Raw genomic sequence first — 18,863 nt, 5'->3', positions numbered from 1 at the left:
CGGCGGCGTCCGCCGGAAGGGCCGTGCGAGGGCCGTGCGAGGGCCGGATGAACCGGATGAAGAGGTGCAGTGGTTCCAGGCAGCGGAGCGGGTCAGGGCGACCGGCTCGACGACGACGACTACCCCGCGTACACGATGGGTCGGGCGGCGGAGCTGATCGGGGCCACGCCCGCGTTCCTGCGGTCCATCGGCGAGGCCGGGCTGATCACGCCCGAACGCTCGGAGGGCGGGCACCGCAGATACTCGCGCTCGCACCTGCGCGTCGCCCAGCGGGCCCGCGAACTGGTCGACCAGGGCACCGCGATCGACGCCGCGTGCCGCATCATCAGCCTGGAGGACCAGCTCGAAGGCGCGCTGCGGCTCAACGAGGAACTGCGGCGGTCGTCGGACACGACGGCGGAGTCGGCGGAGGGCTCGGCGGAGGACTCGGCGTCGGGCTCGGGCTCGGCGTCGGCCTCGGTGGGATCGGCGGCGCCCGCGGGTGCCCCGGAGACCGCACGGGCCGCGGCGACCGCGGACACAAAAAATCTGCACTGACCGCGAGAGAATTCCGGATGCGGCCATATGCGGGACGCTATGCGGGGCACCTATGTGAGGCGCCTATGCGGGCCCGGGCATCACGACACCGATATAACGTCCCGCATACGACCGCGTGCAACGTGATACGGTTGCCTCAGTTGCGGTTGTGGTTCCCTTAGACTTCAAGTGCACTCTTCAGCCATTCGGCAGTCGGGTGCATTTCTGTGTCTCCGGCTTATTTCGGAGGGGCATGATTGCGGCGATGCGGATTTCGCGCAGTGCGGATTCCGGGCAAACTGCCCCCAAGGAGACGATTATGGCTACCGGTACCGTGAAGTGGTTCAACTCGGAAAAGGGCTTCGGATTCATCGCGCAGGACGGCGGCGGCGCCGACGTGTTCGCGCACTACTCGAACATCGCCACGTCGGGTTTCCGTGAGCTCCAGGAGGGCCAGAAGGTCTCCTTCGACATCACGCAGGGCCAGAAGGGCCCGCAGGCGGAGAACATCGTTCCCGCCTGACGCTTTTTCCGGCGCTGGGGCCCGCACCTTCGGGTGCGGGCCCCAGCGCTGCGTTTTCCCGCCGGGATTTACCGGGGCGGGTCCCGCGGCGCTCGCGGCGGGACCGGCACGGTAATTCCCGCCGACCGGCGCACCGGGCATTCCCGGTTTTCCGCCGGCATTACCCGGCTCGGTCCGGCGATCCGGCGGCGCCCGCGGCGCCGCCGGAATTCCGTGGTGCGTGCCGGATCAAGGAGGTTTCGCATGACCCGCACGGCACGCCGTCCGGACGGCCGCCCCGCAGGCCGGGGCCGCTCCGGCGCCCACCGCCCGCAGCGCTCCGCCGCACCCGCCCGCCCCCGGGAGTTCGCCCTTCCGGTCACCGCCACACCCGCACTGCCCCCGGTTTCCGCGTTCGACGAACTCGACATGCCGGCCGAACTGCTGGCCGCCCTGCGGTCCGAGGGCCTGACCGTCCCCTTCCCCATCCAGTCCGCGACGCTGCCGAACACGCTCGCGGGCCGCGACGTCCTCGGCCGGGGACGCACCGGTTCCGGCAAGACGCTGGCCTTCGGCCTGGCGCTGCTGGCCCGGACCGCGGGCCGCCGCGCCGAGCCGAAGCAGCCGCTCGGCCTGGTCCTGGTGCCGACGCGCGAGCTGGCCCAACAGGTCGCCGACGCGCTGACGCCGTACGCCCGCGCGCTGCGCCTCCGGGTGACCACCGTCGTCGGCGGCGTCTCCCTCGGCCGCCAGTCCACGGCCCTGCGCGGTGGCGTCGAGATCGTCGTGGCGACCCCGGGGCGCCTCACCGACCTCATAGAACGCGGCGACTGCCGCCTCGGCGACGTCGCGGTGTCCGTGCTGGACGAAGCCGACCAGATGGCCGACATGGGCTTCATGCCGCAGGTCACCCGGCTGCTCGACCAGGTGCCGCAGGACGGCCAGCGCATGCTGTTCTCCGCGACGCTCGACCGCAACATCGACCGGCTCGTGCGCCGCTACCTGAACGACCCGGTCGTGCACTCCGTCGACCCGTCCGCCGCCGCGGTCGCCACGATGGAGCACCACGTCCTCCAGGTCGACCTCGCCGACAAGTTCGCCGCCACGACGGAGATCGCGGCGCGCGACGGCCGGGTGATCATGTTCCTGGACACCAAGCACGCCGTGGACAAGCTCACGAAGCACCTGCTCAAGAACGGGGTACGGGCGGGCGCGCTGCACGGCGGCAAGTCGCAGGCGCAGCGCACGCGTACGCTCGCGCACTTCAAGACCGGGCACCTCACCGCGCTGGTGGCCACCAACGTCGCGGCGCGCGGCATCCACATCGACCAGCTCGACCTGGTCGTCAACGTGGACCCGCCCGGCGACCACAAGGACTACCTGCACCGGGGCGGCCGCACCGCACGCGCCGGGGAGTCGGGCCGGGTCGTCACCCTCGTCCTGCCCGATCAGAGGCGGGACATGACGCGGCTGATGGCGGACGCCGGGATCACGCCCCGTACGACGCGCGTGCGCGCCGGGGACGCGGAGCTCAACCGCATCACCGGGGCGCAGGCGCCGTCCGGCGTTCCGGTCGTGCCGGTCACGGCTCCGGCCGCCGAGGGCTCGGGGCGCGGGGGCCGTGCCGGGGGCGCCGGACGCGCCGGAGGCTCGGGGCGCGGCGGACGTGGCCGGGGTGCCGACCGCACGGGCCGAACGGAACGCGTCGAGCGCGCGGGCCGGACAGGCCGCGGCGACGCCGAGCGCGCGGGCCGCGCCGATCGCGTGGGGCGAACGGAACGCACGGTCGGCACGGAGCGCACGGCCCGGACGGGCCGCGCCGACGCCGAGCGCGTGAGCGAGCACCGTCCGTCCGGAGGCGGCGTGCCGCGCGGCGAACGCCGCCGCGTTTCGGACCGTCCGGCGGAACCCGGGCGGCGTGGCGCGGCCAGGGGGACGGGCACGCGGCGCCGCCGGTCGGCTCCGCCCGGAACGGACTGAGACCGCCGCCCCCAGGGCGCGGGGGCCGACCTGCGAGACGGGCCGCGCGGAATCGACTCAGACCGCCACACGCCTCGTTCGCGGGGTACCCGGCACCGCCGGCCCGCCTGCCCGCGCCGAACCGACTCAGGTCGCCACACGCCTCATCCCCGGGGCGGGGCACCCGGCCCCCGCCGGTCCTCCCCGCCCCGAACCGACCGAGGACCCCCACCGCACAGCCCCGCTGTGACAGGCTGAACCCCCGGGGTCGGCGGAAGCCGTCCCTTCTCTCAACTCTGCCGAGGACTTATGCGCTGCGTCATCGCCGGATTCTCCTTCGACCTCGTCAAGAACGAGGTCGAGGCAGCGATGCGGGACATCAAGCCGGAAACCGTCGAAGGCGACTCGGTGACCATCGGTCGCCGGGTCTACCCCGTCAAGCAGGTGGGCGAAGTGATCACCCGCCAGGACCGCCGGGACTTCTCCGCGAAGGAGGTGGTCCGGGCGCTGACCCGGATCGGCTTCACATGCCACCCGGCACCGGCCGCGAACCCGGCGGCCACTCCGTTCGACCCCTCCTCCCCGCTCGGATACTGAGCACACGGCGGCCTCGGCGGGACACCCGGCGGGCCGCCGTCGGCGTGCGGGGACTCCGGCGTCCGGGTCCCCGCGCGCGGTCGTGTCCGCCCGCCGCGGGCGCGTGCGCGCGTGCGCGGCCAGGGGCCTCCCGGTCTCGTCCGCGTGTTGCGGCCGTGCCGGCGCGGCACCGTGCGGACGGGCGTCGGCGCGGCGCCGCTCGCCCGCACGAGTGCGCGCGCGGCCCGGCGGCCGGCTCCGCGGTGTCAAGCACCTGTTCCTCGCGTGACGCGAACGTCACCGACCCCGCGAACGGGCGGCTCAGCGTCATCGCCTTGGGCCAGGTCCGCGGTTCGAACCGCGGCGCGCCCTGCGCCAGGTCGTACAGGAACCGGGCGTCCGCCGAACCGCCCCCGTGGGCGCGGACGTTCGCGGCGGTCCACATCGACGCCATCCCGTCCTCGCCCCAGATCGCCGCGACCTGGGCCGCCGAGACCTATTGCGGGAGCGCGCGTCCGGGCGGGTCGATCACCGGCAGCGGGTGCCGGGCGTGATGGCGAGCTGCCCGATGCGGTGCCGCACGATCACGCACGAACGAGGGGCGGCGTACTGCGACATGGCCCCTCCTCGGTCTCGTGGACACACCCTTCGCGCCCGAAACCGAGACGCGGATCCGTCTCCCCTCCGGCTCCGCGCAGGTCCCCGCGGGACCACGGGCTCGAACCGCCGGACCGGACCTGACGAGCCGCCGGAAGCTGTCGGTCCGCGCGCGCTAGAGTCGGCGGGTATCCGCTGGTGGTGGGGAGGACGACGGCGTTCATGAGTCGGCGCAATGACGGGCTGATGGGGGTCTGGGCCGAGGCGCAGCGGCAGGAGCAGCGGCGCCGGGACGCGCAGCGCAGGGCCCAGGAGCAGCAGCGGCGCGATTATGAGCGGCAACAGCGGGCGGCGGAACGGGCGATGGCCCAGGCGCACCGCGAGCAGCAGGCGGCGTACAGGCAGCGCCGCGAGGCGGACGCGCGGGTGCGCACCGAGGAGATCGAGGCGCGAGTCGCGGCACTGGAGGGGCTGTTGGCCGCCGGGTGCCGCGGGCCCGCGTTCCGCTCGTCCTCGATGATGCGCGCGGAGTACGTGGAGCCGTTCGAGCCGGGGCACCTGGCGGTCGCGGTCCAGGTCCCGGTCGAGGCGAACTACCAGCCCGCGCAGGGTGGTTGGGGATTCGGCCCGAGTGCGCAGGCGCGCGCGGAGGCGCGGGCCAGGTTCGAGCGGGACTGGTACGCGGCGCAGGAAGCCGAGGCGCAGCGGCTGCGGCAACTGGAGGCGTACCGGCAGCAGTACCAGCAGTGGGCGGACACCACGCTGGCGCAGATCCGCGACCACAACGCACAGGTGCGGACGTTGGGCGGGACGCTGCGCCGCGGTGACGCGGAAGCGGCCGTGCAGTACTTCTCCGCGGCGCTGTACGCGTCGGCGGCGTGGCCGGACGGCTTCCCGCACCAGGTCGCCGCGGCGTACGACCGTGGCTCGCGCGAACTGGTGCTGGACTGGCAGTTGCCGGGCATCGAGGTCGTCCCCGAGGCGAAGTCCGTGCGGTACATGCCGAGTACCGACCAGGACAAGGAGGTGGCGCGCCCGGTGACGCAACGGCGGGCGCTCTACCGCGACGTGCTCGCGCAGACGGTGCTGCTGGTGCTGCGCGAGGTGTACGCCGCCGACGAGTTCGGCGCGCTGGAGTCGGCCGTGGTGAACGGCTTCGTGGACGACCGCGATCCGGCGACCGGGCGTCCGGCGAAGATCGTGCTGGCGTCGGTGCGGGCCTCACGCGCCGACTTCACGCGGCTGGACCTGGCCCGGGTGACCGCGCTCGACTGCCTCGCGGACGCGCTGGACGGCAAGTTGTCGGCGCGGCCGGACCAGCGCACGGCGGTGCGCGCGGTACGCCGTCCCGACGAGGTCGGCGGCAGCGCGGCCGTGGTGTCGCACGCCGACGACGACGCGGTGCCGAACCTGCTGGAGATGGACCCGATCGCGTTCGAGGGCCTGGTCGCCGAACTGTTCCGGGCCCGCGGGCTCCAGGCGGTGACGACGCAGCGCTCGGGCGACGGCGGGGTGGACGTCGAGGCGCTGGACCCGGACCCGCTGAGCGGCGGCAAGATCGTCGTGCAGGTGAAGCGGTACCGGCACACCGTGCCGCCGACGGCGGTTCGCGATCTGTACGGCACGGTCCACGACGTCGGGGCGAACAAGGGCGTTCTGGTGACGACCTCGTCGTTCGGTCCCACGTCCTACACCTTCGCGCGCGGCAAGCCGCTGACCCTGATCAACGGGGACGAACTCGTGGACCTGCTGGCGCAATGCGGGCTCCGTGGGCGCCTCGGCACGGTGGACGCTCCGGGCGGCTCGCCCGCGGGCGGCCGAACGGGCGGCGGACGCGGCGGCGCGGGCGGTCCCTCCGCCGGCTCCTCGGGCGGTTCCGCACGCGGTACGCGCGGTGGCCGCGGCTCCGGCACACGCTCGGGCCGCGACGACGCGGTCCCCGGCCCCCGCGCCGCCGCCGATGCGGCACCCCCGGCCGGGACGCTGCCCGCGAGCGGCTTCGCGATTCCCGGCGCGATTCCCGACACGGTCCCAGGCACCACCGACGAACGACCCGCCGAGGACGCCGCGGTGCTCGGCATGACGTGGTCCGGCCGCGTGGCGCTGGACGTGTGCGTGCTCGTGTGCCGGGGCGACCAGGTTCTCGGCGACGACTACTTCGTCTTCTACAACAACACCGCGACCCCGGACGGGACCGTGCGCTCCGTGGCGGCGCGCGGCTCCGACAAGGCCGCGGTCGCGGTGCGCTTCGACGCGCTGCCGGGGCGCGCGGACCGCGTCGTGCTGGTCGCCGCGGTGGATCCGTCGGTCAACCCGACGGCGGACCTGTCCGGGTTCACCGACGCCGCGATCCGCCTGTCGAACGCGTCCGGCGACGAGCTGGACCGGCTCGCGGTCTCCGACGGCCGGGCCGGGGAGACGGCGCTCGTGCTCGGCTCGTTCCGGCGCCGGGCGAACGGCGACTGGAAGTTCGTGGTCGGCGGCCGCGGCTACCCGGACGGGCTCGAACCGCTGCTCGGCGACTTCGGCATCGACGTGGCCTGACCGACGGCCGCGCACCGGTCGGGTCGGGCGCGTCGGCCCGGGCGGCACGACGGTCCGGCGCACGACGGCCCGGCGGTGCAGCGGTCCGGGCGGTGCGGCACAAGTGCTCCGTTTCGGTAGGACACCGACACTCGTACGGCCTATGCGCCGTACCCGCGCGCGGGGTATACGAGCGGTGGGGACGGCGGCTCGGCAGGCTCGCGCGGCACACGCGCACCGGTGGCGGGGGCGACCGGCCCGCCGGGGGCGCCGCCACTCCTGTCGGCGTACCGCTGAAGCGAGGCAGGCCATGTCCCACGATGCCGGGCGCGACGCGCAGCTCCCCGCTCCCGGGGAGGTCGGTCTGAAGGCCGACGCCATCGGGTTCCTCGACGCGCTGGTGATCGGCCTGAACGCCACCTCCCCCGCGTACTCCCTGGCCGCGGTCATCGGCGCCGTCGTCGCGTTCGTCGGGGTGTACGCCCCGGGCGTGGTGCTCGCGTCGTTCGTGCCGATGCTGCTCATCGCCTCGGCCTTCTACCACCTCAACAAGGCCGACCAGGACGCCGGGACGACGTTCTCGTGGGTCACCCGGGCGATGGGCCCGTGGGCCGGGTGGCTCGGCGGCTGGGCGATCATGATGACCGGCGTGCTGGTGGTCGGCTCGCTGGCCGACGTCGCCGTGCGGTTCGGCCTGCTGGCCGTCAACCTCGACGACTGGGCGGACGACGAGCCGGTACGGCAGTCCCTCGCGGTGGTCGTGATCATCGCGCTCACCGCCCTGTGCGTGATCGGCACCGAGGCTTCGGCCCGGGTCCAGCGCGTGCTGATCCTGGCGCAGGTGGCGTTCCTGCTCGTGTTCGCGATCGTGGCGATCTCGCGCGTGTACGCCGGGAGCGGCCTGCCGGACAGCATCGAACCGGGCTGGTCCTGGCTCAACCCGTTCGGCGAGGGCGGCGCGGCGCTGACCGGCGGGCTCCTGCTCGGCGTGTTCATGTACTGGGGCTGGGAGTCCGCGGTCAACCTCACCGAGGAGGTCGAGGACTCCGCGACGGCGCCGGGCAAGGCGGGCATCTGGTCGACGATTCTGCTGCTGGCGACGTACCTCTCGGTGTCCATCGCGGTGGTGGCCTACGCGGGTACCACCTTCCTCACGGACAACGCGGACGAGGAGGAGTCGATCTTCGCGCTCCTCGCAGGTGAGGCGATGGGCGGCTGGGACTGGGTGGTCCTGCTGGCGGTGTCGACGTCGGCGTTCGCGTCCACCCAGACGACGATCATCCCGGCCTCGCGCACCGCGCTGTCGATGGCCCGGCGCGGTGCCCTCCCGCGGACGTTCGCTCGCATCCATCCGCGGTTCCGCACCCCGGACATCGCCACGTGGTGGGTCGCCGGGGTGGCCGTCGTCTGGTACGTGGTGGTGAACCGGATCAGCGAGAACGCGCTGTTCGACTCGCTGACGGCGTTGTCACTGCTGATCGCCTTCTATTACGCGCTCACGGGCGTAGCGTGCGTCGTCTACTACCGGCGGCACCTCCTGGAGAGCGCCCGCAACCTGTTCCTGATCGGGATCGGCCCGCTGGTCGGCGCGGGGTTGTTGGCGTGGCTTCTGGTGGAGTCGGTACGGGACATGGCCGACCCGGAGAACTCGTACAGCGGCGACTCTTGGCTCGGACTGGGACCGCCGCTGGTGATCGGCCTCGGCATCACGGCCGTCGGCGTCGTGATCATGCTGGTGTGGCGGCTGCGGTCGGCCGCGTTCTGGTCCGAACGGCGTGGCGTGGTGGATCCCGCTTTGGTGCCGCGGAAGTCCGCGGCCGGCAAGGAGTCGTGAGATGTCCGTCGTCCTGGGATACGACGAGTCGGCGGGGGCCGCGCGGGCGCTGGAGGTCGCGATCGAATGGGCGGCGGCGTTCGGCGAACCGCTGGTCCTGGTCTTCGGCGCGGCCCCGCCGGGGGTCGGTGGCGAGGAATACCGCACCCACTACGAGGCGGTGCGCCAGATGGGCCGCACCGCACTCGGCAGCGCCGTCCAAACCGCCGAGGCCGCCGGCCTGCAAACCACCGTCGAGATCCTCGACGAGAAACCCCCCGAGGCCCTGGTGGACGCCGCGACCCGCCATGCCGCCCGGGTGATCGTCGTAGGCACGTGGAGCGAAAGCCCCCTCCGCGGAGCCCTCCTGGGCTCAACCCCCCACAAACTCCTCCACCTGTCCCCGTTCCCGGTCCTGTGCGTCCCCACCACGCACTAACGCAATCGGACGGACCAAGTGCCGGGGAACACCCACCCAACCCAAGAGCACGCCGAGCAAGCACACGGGGCCGGGGGCGGGGCGGGCGGCGCGGCAAGTGCAACGAGCCGTGAGCGCGTCAGCGTCACCGCGTGACCGCGTGACCGCGTGAGCGTCACCCTGTGAGCGCGTGACTGCGTGAGCGCGTCAGCGCGTCAGCGCGTCAGCGCGTCAGCCTCAGCGCGAGCGCGTCAGCGTGGGGGCACGTGCGAGCCTTGGGGCCTTCGCCTGGGGGTCCCGGTCGGGACCTGCTCGTGCGCGTCGGCGGGTCGGGGTCTCCGCGGCAGCCCGGCCGTGTGGGCGTGGGGCCTTTCCATACATGGGTGTATTGGATACGTTCTTGTATCGGGAGGGGTGAGGGCATTGACGGAAGCGTTGACGGCGCGGCGGGCTCGGACTCGGGAGCGGTTGCTGGAGGCCGCGCTGGAGGTGTTCGCGGAGGAGGGTTTCGGGCGCGCGACGGTCGAACGGGTTTGTGAGCGGGCCGGGTTCACGCGCGGGGCGTTCTACTCGAATTTCACCTCGCTCGACGAGCTGTTCCTCGCGATGTGGGAGCAGCGGTCACGGCGGATGCTCGACGATGTCGGGGCCGCGCTGGCCGAGGTTTCCGCCGTGTCGGCCGAGGACGGGTTGCGGACCGCGTTGGCGGCGATTCCGGTGGACGACGCGTGGTACCGGGTGACCGCCGAGTTCACCGCGCACGCGTTGCGTAATCCGCCGTTGCGCCGGGTGATGGCCGCGCGCGAGCAGGCGATCCAGGACACCGTGCTGCCCGCCCTCGTCGCCGCACTGGACCGACTCGGCCGCCGCGTCACCGACCGGGTCGCGCTCGGCCACGCGCTGGTCGCGGTGCACGACGGGACCGCCGTGCAGGTGCTCCTCGAACCGCACGACCCTGCCGTACGGGAGCGCCGCGAGGCGCTGTTCCTGGCCGTTGTCGACGCCTACAGCACGGAGGACGCAGCATGAAGGACGACGCCGACGTCATCGTGGTCGGGGCCGGTCTCGCCGGGCTCGTGGCGACCTACGAACTCACCCGCGCCGGACGCCGCGTGCTCGTGGTCGACCAGGAGAACGAGGCCAATCTCGGCGGCCAGGCCTTCTGGTCGCTCGGCGGGCTGTTCCTGGTGAACAGCCCCGAGCAGCGCCGCATGGGCATCAAGGACTCCTACGAGCTCGCGCTCGCCGACTGGCTCGGCTCCGCCGCGTTCGACCGCGGGCGCGAGGACCACTGGCCGCGCCAATGGGCGCACGCGTACGTCGACTTCGCCGCCGGCGAGAAGCGCGCGTACCTGCACGGCCTCGGGCTGCGCGTGATGCCCACCGTCGGCTGGGCCGAGCGCGGCGGCGGAACGGCGACCGGGCACGGCAACTCGGTGCCGCGTTTCCACCTGACCTGGGGCACCGGCCCCGAGGTTGTACGGGTGTTCCGCGAACCGGTGCTGGACGCCGCGGCGCGCGGCCTCGTCACGTTCAGGTACCGCCACCGGGTCGACGGCCTGGTGGTCGAGGACGGCGCGGCGGTCGGCGTCCGCGGCACCGTGCTCGCCCCCTCGTCCCGAGGCCGCGGTGTGGCCTCGGAGCGTGAGCCCGCCGGGGAGTTCGAGCTGCGCGCGCAGGCGGTGGTCGTGACGTCCGGCGGCATCGGCGGCAACCACGAACTGGTCCGCAAGAACTGGCCCGTGGAGCGCATGGGCCCGGCACCGCGCGCGATGATCACCGGCGTCCCGGCGTACGTCGACGGCCGCATGCTGGAGATCACCGAGGGCGCGGGCGGCTCGATCGTCAACCGCGACCGCATGTGGCACTACACCGAGGGCATCAAGAACTGGGACCCGGTGTGGCCCGACCACGCGATCCGCATCATCCCCGGGCCGTCGTCGCTGTGGCTGGACGCGACCGGCCGCCGCCTGCCCGCGCCGCTGTTCCCCGGCCACGACACGCTGGCCACCATGCGGCACATCGTGGCGACCGGGTACGACCACTCCTGGTTCGTGCTGACGCGCTCGATCGTGGAGAAGGAGTTCGCACTCTCCGGCTCGGAGCAGAACCCCGACGTCACCGGCAAGGACCTCAAGCTGGTGCTGTCGCGCGTGAAGAAGGGCGCCCCGGGCCCGGTCCAGGCGTTCCTGGACCATGGCGAGGACTTCGTGGTGCGCCCGACGCTGCGCGAGCTCGTCGACGGCATGAACGCGATCTCGCCCGGCCCCGCGCTCGACTTCGCGGACGTCGAGCGCGAAGTGCTCGCCCACGACCGGAACGTGGACAACGCGTACAGCAAGGACCTGCAACTGATGGCGGTGCGCAACGCGCGTGCCTACCTGCCCGACAAGATCACCCGCGTCGCCGCGCCGCACCGGTTCCTGGACCCGGCGCACGGCCCGCTGATCGCGGTGCGCCTGCACCTGCTGACCCGCAAGACGCTCGGCGGGCTGGAGACGACGCTCGACTCCCAGGTGGTTCGGCCGGACGGCGAGGTGTTCGGCGGGCTGTACGCGGCGGGCGAGGTGGCCGGGTTCGGCGGCGGCGGCATGCACGGGTACAGCGCGCTGGAGGGCACGTTCCTCGGCGGCTGCATCTTCTCCGGCCGGGCGGCGGGTCGCGCACTCGCCAAGAGGCTCGCATGAGCGCCCCGGCCCGGGGCACCGCGCTCGTCACCGGCGCGTCCTCCGGCATCGGCGCCGCCGTCGCCGCGGCCCTGGTACGGCACGGCTACCTCGTGTTCGGCACCGCACGCGCCCCCGGCAAGATCGCCGATCCGCTGCCCGGCGTCGAGTACCTGCCGCTCGACCTCACCGACAACGCCTCGATCGAGGCATGCGCGGCCGCGGTGGGCGACCTCGACGTGCTCGTCAACAACGCGGGGGAAAGCCAGAGCGGACCGTTGGAGGAGTTGCCGCCCGACGCACTCGACCGGCTCTTCCGCACGAACGTGCTGGGTCCCGTACGCCTCACGCAATTGTTCCTGCCCGGCATGCGCGCGCGGCGCCGGGGCCGCGTCGTCATGGTCGGCTCGATGCTGGCCAGCTTCCCGCTCGCCTACCGCTCGTCCTACGTGGCGTCGAAGGCGGCGCTCAAGGGCTTCGCGAGCGCGGCGCGGCGCGAGGTGGCGCCGTACGGCATCGGCATCACGACGGTCGAGCCCGGGTCGATCAGCACCGGGATCAGTGCCCGCCGCACGCAGTACATCGCCGACGACTCCCCTTACAAGGAGGAGTACCACACGATGCTGTCCGCGCTGAACGCCAACGAGGCGAACGGCATTTCGGCGGACGAGGTGGCCGCGGTGGTGTTGCGCGCGATCGAGGCGTCCCGGCCCAGGCCGCTGTACGCCGTGGGCAGCAACGCCCCGCTGGTGTTCGCGCTGCGGCGCGTGCTGCCGCGCGGCGCGGCGGAGCGCATGGTGTCGCGGCGGCACGGGCTGCGCTGAGACCCTCGGCGGTGCGCGGGCGAGCAAGGCGGGGCGCGACCGAAGCGGGGCGCGACCGAGGCATGCCGCGTACCCCGCCCTCGACCGGGCACACACAAAGCGGAACCGAAACGCCGACCCGGCCACAGTGCCGGTGGAGGAGGGGTGCCGCGATGGCCGACCTCGTGCTGGGCCCCGCGCTGCGCTACGCGGGACGCACGACCGCCACGGTGTGGGTCGAGACCGACGGGCCGGGCTCGGTGCGCGTGGAGTGCGACGACGCCGCGGGCGAGGCCGCCACGTGGTCGGTGTTCGGCAGGCACTACGCGATCGTGGTCGTGGACGGCCTGGCTCCCGCCCGCACCCGCCCCTACCGCGTGCTGCTGGACGGACGCCAGGTGTGGCCGCCCCACCCGGCGGTGTTCCCGCCGAGCGTGATCCGCACGGCCGGGGACGACGCCGAGCCGCGGCGCATCGCCTTCGGCTCGTGCCGCTGGTCGCGACCGCCGAACCGCGAGGAGCCCGACGAAAGGCATCTCGACCCCGACGTCCTCGACACCTTCGCGACCCGGCTCGCGGGCGGCACCCCCGACGAACTGCCGGACGCCCTGCTGCTGCTCGGCGACCAGGTGTACGCCGACGAGATCTCGGTCCGCATGCGCGACCGCTTGGCCGCCCGCCGCGACATCTCCCGACCACCCGGTCCGCAGGTCGCCGACTACCATGAGTACGCGCTGCTCTACCACGAGTCCTGGGGCGACCCGCAGATCCGCTGGCTGCTCTCGACCGTGCCGAGCGCCATGATCTTCGACGACCACGAGATCGTGGACGACTGGAACACCTCGCACACGTGGCGCACCGACATGGCCGCGCTGCCGTGGTGGCCCGAGCGCATCGGCGGGGCGTTCGCGTCCTATTGGGTGTACCAGCACCTCGGCAACCTCGACCCCGGCGCGCTGGCCGCCGACGAGACCTACGCGAAGGTGCGGGACGCCGCCGACCCCGCGCAGGCCGAGGAGATCCTGCGCGCCTTCGCACTCCGCGCCGACGCGGACGCCGGCAACGGCGACCGGGACCACCCGCGCGCCTGGTGGAGCTACCGCCGCGACTTCGGACGCACGCGCCTCGTCATGCTCGACACCCGGGCCGGACGCGTCCTCACGCCCAAGGACCGCCACATCATCAGCTCCGGCGAACTGGCCTGGGCCGAGGAGCAGTTCGACGAGGGCGGGTACGACCACCTCCTGATCGGCAGCTCGCTCCCCTGGCTGCTGCCGCACGCCATCCACGACTTGGAATCGTGGAACGAGGCCCTGTGCGCGGGCGCCCGCGGCCCACGGATCGCGCGCATCAGCGAAAAGGTGCGCCGGGCGGGCGACTTGGAGCACTGGGCCGCGTTCCGCGAGTCGTTCGCGGCGTTCACCGGGGTGCTCGAACGCATCGCGGCGGACGGCCCCCGGGCCGAGGGACGGCCGCCCGCGACGATCGCCGTCCTGTCGGGGGACGTGCACCACGCGTACGCGGCGGAGGCGGACTGGCCGGCGCACGAGACCACCGCCACCAACGGCAAGGAGCCCCAACGCCCCGCCCGTGTGGTCCAGTTCACCTGCTCCCCGCTGCACAACGCGGTCCCGGTCGGAATCCGCTTCGGTTTCCGGCTCGGCTGGGGCGCCGTGGCCACCCGCATCGGCGCCCTCCTCGCCCGGCACGCGAAGCTCCCGCCGAGACCGGTGCGTTGGACGAAACTGGGCGGCCCGTGGTTCGGCAACCACCTGATGTCACTCACACTCCACGGCCGCGAAGCCGAACTGGCCCTGGACCGCGCCATGCGCCCGCGCGGCGGCGGCGACCCGTGGCTCCGCCGGATCGGCACCGCCAAACTCCGCTGAACCGCGCCCGCGTTGCCCCGCCCGCACCACTGCGCGGCAGCGCCCGCGCCGCGGAACGCCGACGTCGCGGCCGCCGCCCCCGACCCCGTCCAAGATCCTCGATCATGTGCCGAATGATCAAGCACAGCAAGGGATTTCGTCGTTGATCCCATGCCCGCGTGCCCCTGTCGATCGTGGTGCGCTGCCCCTACACTCGGCATCCGGCAGCACGATCCGCAGGCGAGCGGAGGCGAGCAGCGGTGAAGCTTGTGGTGTTGGTCAAGCACGTCCCGGACGAGACCGTCGACCGTCCCCTGGCGGACGGGATGTTCGCCGACGACCTGACACTGGACCGGGAAGCGCTGACCTGTCGGCTCGGTGAGCCGGACGAGTACGCCGTGGAACAGGCCATGCGGATCGCGAGACGCCGCATGGACGTGCAGATCTGCGTCGTGACGATGGGACCGCCGGGCGCCGCGAGGGCGTTGGTCCGGGCCCTGGCCCTCGGCGCCGACGAGGCGGTACACGTGGTCGACGACGCGCTGCACGGATCCGACGCGCAGGCGACGTCGCTGGTGCTGGCCGCGGCCGTCCGCCGCATCGGATTCGACCTGGTGCTGTGCGGTACGGCGTCCACCGACTCGGGCATGTCGGTGGTGCCCGCGATGGTCGCCGAACGCCTCGGCGTGCCGGCCGCCTGCGAGGCGGACGCGGTGTGGGTCGGCGAGGACGAGGTCGTCGTGCGGCGCGACGGCGGCGCGACCACCGACGACATCGCCGTCCCCATACCCGCGGTGGTCTCGGTGACCGACCGCGTGGGCGAACCGCGCTATCCGGCCTACCGCTCGGTCGTCGAGGCGCGGGGCAAGGTCGTACGCACGTGGTCGCTCGCCGACCTGCGCATCCGCCCCGACGAAGTGGGCCTCGGCGCCTCCGCGACGGTGGTGCGCAGCGTGACGCCGTACGCGGGGCAGCGGCCCGCGCTGATCGTCCGGGGCGAGGCCCGCGACGCGGCGGAGCAACTGGCGAGCTATCTGACGGAGCACCAACTGATCTGAGCCGGGCGTCCGGCCGAGGAACGCGCGGGAGGCTCCCTGTGCAACCTGTGCTCGTGCTCGTGGAGTGTGACGGTGCCGAAGGCGCCGTCTGTGTGTCCGGGTACCGGTTGCTCGGCATGGCCAGACGCCTCGGCCCGCCCGTCGCGGTGATGCGCCGGCCGGCCGCGCCGCGCGTCGTCGCGGCCCTGGGACGGCACGGCGCGACGCGCGTGTGCGTCGTCGAGGACATGGCTGCGGAGCCGGCCGACGGGACGGCCGCCGGTGCCGCGCGCGGCGCGGCGTCGACCGCGGTCGCGGTCCACGCGTTGTCCGAACTCGCATGGCAGATGTCGGCGGCGGCCGTGCTGGTGCCGTCCGACCGGGAGGGCCGAGAGATCGCCGCGCGCGTGGCGGTGCGCCTCGGCTCGGGGATCATCACCGACGCGGTCGACGTGTTCGCGGATCCCGACGGGCCGGTGGCCGTGCAGGAGGTCTGCGGCGGGGCGTACCGCGTCGAGTCGGTGGTACGCGGGGCCACGCCCGTCGTCACCGTCGCGTGCGGGACCACGGCGCCCGCCCCGGCTCCCCCGGAGGCCGCGGTGGAACCCGCTGTCGAACTGATGCGCGTGACACTGCCGGAGGCCGAGCGGCGGGTACGCGTCGTCGCGCGCACCCGCAAGCCGGACCGCAGGCCGTCGGTCGCCGCCGCCTCGGTGGTGGTCGCGGGCGGCCGCGGCGTCGGATCGGCCGAGGGGTTCGCCCTGGTGGAGAAGGTCGCGGACGCCCTGGGCGCGGCCGTCGGCGGGACGCACGCCGCGGCCGACCTGGGGTGGTGCCCGCAGGACGCGCTCATCGGGCAGACGGGGGCGATCGTGCACCCGCGCCTCTACATCGCCTGCGGGATCTCCGGGTCGGTGCACCACCGCGCGGGGATCCAGCACGCCGCGACCATCGTGGCGATCGACCGCGACCCGTCGGCGCCGATCTTCCAGATCGCGGACGTCGGGGTGGTCGGCGACCTCCACGAAGTGCTCCCGGCACTGCTGGAGGAACTGGCCCGGCGGCGGAACCCCGCTGCCGACGAAGCGATCTGACGTACCGAAAGCCGGGCGGGGAACAGCACGGCGGCACAACCCGGCAGCACAGCACCGCAGGACAGCACCGCGAGACGGCACGGCAGGACAGCACCGCAGGACAACACCGCAGCACAGCACCGCAGAACAGCACGGCGAGAACGGAGCACCAGGCACGGCGTACGAGTACCCGAGACCTCGGAGGCGCAAGTGGTCGCACGACTCATCATCGGACTGGCGATCACGGCGGTGGCGTTCGCGCTCGCCGGTCGGCGTGTCCTGACCCTCTACCGGCTGGGCCGCACCGGCCAGCCGGTGGATCCGGACCGCACGCGTGACGTCGGGACCCGGCTGTGGGCCGTCACCACCGAGGTGCTCGGGCAACGCAAGCTGCTCAAGTGGACCGGTGCGGGGGCCGCGCACTTCGCGGTGTTCTGGGGTTTCGTGATCCTCGGCGCGACGATCGTGGAGGGCTACGGGGCACTGTTCGACGAGGACTTCCACATCCCGCTGATCGGCAAGATGGCCTGGCTCGGCGCGCTGGAGGACACCTTCATCGTCGCCGTGCTGGTCGGCATCGTGGCCTTCGCCGCCATCCGTCTGCGCCAGTCGCCCGAACGCGGCGGTCGCGGCTCGCGGTTCTTCGGCTCGCACACCGGCGCCGCCTGGCTGGTCCTCTTCATGATCTTCAACGTCATGTGGACGCTTCTGCTCTTCCGCGGCTCGCAGACCAACACCGGCACCTTCCCGTTCGAGAACGGCGCGTTCGCCTCGGAAGCGGTAGGCGAACTGCTGGAGCCGATGGGCGAGCACAACAACGAGATCCTGGAACACGTCGCGGTGCTGCTCTCGCTGGGCATCGTCCTGACGTTCCTGGTGCTCGTCGTGTACTCCAAGCACCTGCACATCTTCCTGGCCCCGCTGAACGTCCTGTTCTCGCGCCGTCCGCGCGCGCTCGGCACACTGCTGCCGGTCTACTCGGGCGGCAAGCCGGTCGACTTCGAGGACCCCGACGAGGACGACAAGATCGGTCGCGGCGCGATCGAGGACTTCACCTGGAAGGGCCTGCTGGACTTCGCGACCTGCACCGAGTGCGGCCGCTGCCAGTCGCAGTGCCCCGCCTGGAACACCGACAAGCCTCTCTCCCCCAAGCTCCTCATCATGTCGCTGCGCGACCACGCGCTCGCGAAGGCGCCGTACCTGCTCGCCTCGTCCGACGAAGCCCGCGCGGCCCTGCCCGAGGCGCAGGCCGCCGAGGCCGAACGCCCGCTCGTGGGAGGCTCGGACGTCAACGGCGTGATCGACCCCGACGTCCTGTGGTCGTGCGTCACCTGCGGTGCGTGCGTCGAGCAGTGCCCCGTCGACATCGAACACATCGACCACATCGTCGACATGCGCCGCTACCAGGTGATGATGGAGTCGGAGTTCCCCAAGGAAGCCGCCTCGATGATGCGCAACCTGGAGCGCAAGGGCGACCCGTGGGGCCGCGGCAAGAAGGCCCGCATGGAATGGGCCGCCGGACTCCCCTTCGAGGTCCGGGTGTTGGGCGGCGAGGAGATTCCCGAGGACGTCGAATACCTCTACTGGGTCGGCTGCGCCGGATCGCTCGACGACCATGCCAAGAAGACCAGCCGGGCGGTCGCCGAGCTGCTGCACGAGGCCGGTGTCGGGTACGCGGTCCTCGGCCGCGACGAAGGCTGCACCGGCGACGCGGCCCGGCGCATGGGCAACGAACTCCTCTTCCACGAACTGGCGCAGCAGAACGTCGAGACGCTCAACGCCGCCTTCGGCGAGCGCGAGACCAAGAAGATCGTGGTCACCTGCGCGCACTGCTTCAACGCACTCGGCAACGAGTACCCGCAGCTCGGCGGCCACTACGAGGTCGTCCACCACACGGAGTTGCTGGCCAAGCTGGTCGAGGAGGGCAAGCTGGTGCCGGCGAACGAGGTGGACGCGGCGGTGACTTACCACGACCCGTGCTACCTGGGCCGGCACAACCGGGTGTTCAGCCCACCGCGGGCAATCCTCGGCAGCGTCCCGGGCGTTCGCCTCACCGAGATGCCGCGCAACCGCGAACGCTCCTTCTGCTGCGGGGCGGGAGGCGCGCGCATGTGGATGGAGGAGACGATCGGCTCCCGCATCAACGAGACGCGGACCGACGAGGCGCTGAGCACCGAACCGGACCTGGTCACCGCGGCATGCCCGTACTGCATCGTGATGCTGACCGACGGCGTCGCGGTGCGCAAGCAGGAGGGCAAGGCGGCGGAGTCGGTACGCGTCACCGACGTGTCCGAAGTGCTGCTCCGCTCCATCCAACGCCGCCCCGGCATGCCGGATAAGCCGGCCGCGGCACCCTCCGCAACGCCCTCGACCGCGGCCGGGAACGGCACGGCCGCCGCGCGGTCCAACGGCTCCGCGTCCGCGGGCGGAACGGACTCCGCCAACCCGCCGGAGACGAAGGTGTCCCCCGGCGACGGCTGATCCGCGTACCCCCGGCGGCATCCAGTCCACG

The 18,863-nt window shown here is 72.9% G+C and carries 13 protein-coding genes and 1 pseudogene; all 14 read left to right on the top strand.

Going from position 1 to position 18,863, the window contains the following annotated elements:
• Window positions 1-135 precede the first annotated feature (135 nt).
• A pseudogene (locus ACRX5S_RS21240) lies at window positions 136-396 on the top strand (MerR family transcriptional regulator); the annotation flags it as partial.
• A gap of 439 nt (window positions 397-835) precedes the next feature.
• A complete protein-coding gene (locus tag ACRX5S_RS21235) occupies window positions 836-1,039 on the top strand; it encodes a cold-shock protein (RefSeq protein ID WP_436774588.1) in 204 nt (67 codons plus the stop codon).
• A 243-nt stretch (window positions 1,040-1,282) separates the two neighbouring features.
• Complete coding sequence (locus ACRX5S_RS21230) at window positions 1,283-2,998, top strand: DEAD/DEAH box helicase (protein WP_436774587.1); 1,716 nt, start codon at window positions 1,283-1,285, stop codon at window positions 2,996-2,998.
• Window positions 2,999-3,286: 288 nt separating this feature from the next.
• Complete coding sequence (locus ACRX5S_RS21225) at window positions 3,287-3,574, top strand: SCO5918 family protein (RefSeq protein ID WP_436774586.1); 288 nt, start codon at window positions 3,287-3,289, stop codon at window positions 3,572-3,574.
• A gap of 798 nt (window positions 3,575-4,372) precedes the next feature.
• Window positions 4,373-6,694, top strand: coding sequence for a restriction endonuclease (locus tag ACRX5S_RS21220; protein WP_436774585.1), 2,322 nt, complete (start codon window positions 4,373-4,375; stop codon window positions 6,692-6,694).
• A gap of 289 nt (window positions 6,695-6,983) precedes the next feature.
• Window positions 6,984-8,507, top strand: coding sequence for an APC family permease (locus ACRX5S_RS21215; RefSeq protein ID WP_436774584.1), 1,524 nt, complete (start codon window positions 6,984-6,986; stop codon window positions 8,505-8,507).
• Window position 8,508: 1 nt separating this feature from the next.
• Window positions 8,509-8,925 (top strand): universal stress protein, encoded by a 417-nt coding sequence (locus ACRX5S_RS21210; protein ID WP_436774583.1) that lies wholly within the window; start codon window positions 8,509-8,511, stop codon window positions 8,923-8,925.
• Window positions 8,926-9,327: 402 nt separating this feature from the next.
• Complete coding sequence (locus ACRX5S_RS21205) at window positions 9,328-9,933, top strand: TetR/AcrR family transcriptional regulator (protein ID WP_436774582.1); 606 nt, start codon at window positions 9,328-9,330, stop codon at window positions 9,931-9,933.
• Entirely contained in the window at window positions 9,930-11,591 is a 1,662-nt protein-coding gene (locus ACRX5S_RS21200; RefSeq protein ID WP_436774581.1) for an FAD-binding dehydrogenase, read from the top strand. Before ACRX5S_RS21205 ends, ACRX5S_RS21200 begins: the two co-directional genes overlap by 4 nt.
• Entirely contained in the window at window positions 11,588-12,394 is an 807-nt protein-coding gene (locus ACRX5S_RS21195; RefSeq protein ID WP_436774580.1) for an SDR family oxidoreductase, read from the top strand. The genes ACRX5S_RS21200 and ACRX5S_RS21195 overlap by 4 nt, the downstream gene beginning before the upstream one ends.
• Before the next feature lie 152 nt (window positions 12,395-12,546).
• Window positions 12,547-14,262, top strand: coding sequence for an alkaline phosphatase D family protein (locus ACRX5S_RS21190; RefSeq protein WP_436774579.1), 1,716 nt, complete (start codon window positions 12,547-12,549; stop codon window positions 14,260-14,262).
• A gap of 239 nt (window positions 14,263-14,501) precedes the next feature.
• Window positions 14,502-15,299 (top strand): electron transfer flavoprotein subunit beta/FixA family protein, encoded by a 798-nt coding sequence (locus ACRX5S_RS21185; protein WP_436774578.1) that lies wholly within the window; start codon window positions 14,502-14,504, stop codon window positions 15,297-15,299.
• Between the two features lie 92 nt (window positions 15,300-15,391).
• Window positions 15,392-16,372 (top strand): electron transfer flavoprotein subunit alpha/FixB family protein, encoded by a 981-nt coding sequence (locus ACRX5S_RS21180; RefSeq protein WP_436774577.1) that lies wholly within the window; start codon window positions 15,392-15,394, stop codon window positions 16,370-16,372.
• A 189-nt stretch (window positions 16,373-16,561) separates the two neighbouring features.
• A complete protein-coding gene (locus ACRX5S_RS21175; RefSeq protein WP_436774576.1) occupies window positions 16,562-18,832 on the top strand; it encodes a (Fe-S)-binding protein in 2,271 nt (756 codons plus the stop codon).
• The last annotated feature ends 31 nt before the right edge of the window (window positions 18,833-18,863 follow it).

The organism is Yinghuangia sp. YIM S09857, from assembly GCF_051388915.1.
Classification (GTDB): Bacteria; Actinomycetota; Actinomycetes; order Streptomycetales; family Streptomycetaceae; genus Yinghuangia.
This window is presented reverse-complemented; position numbering and strand designations above follow the sequence as displayed.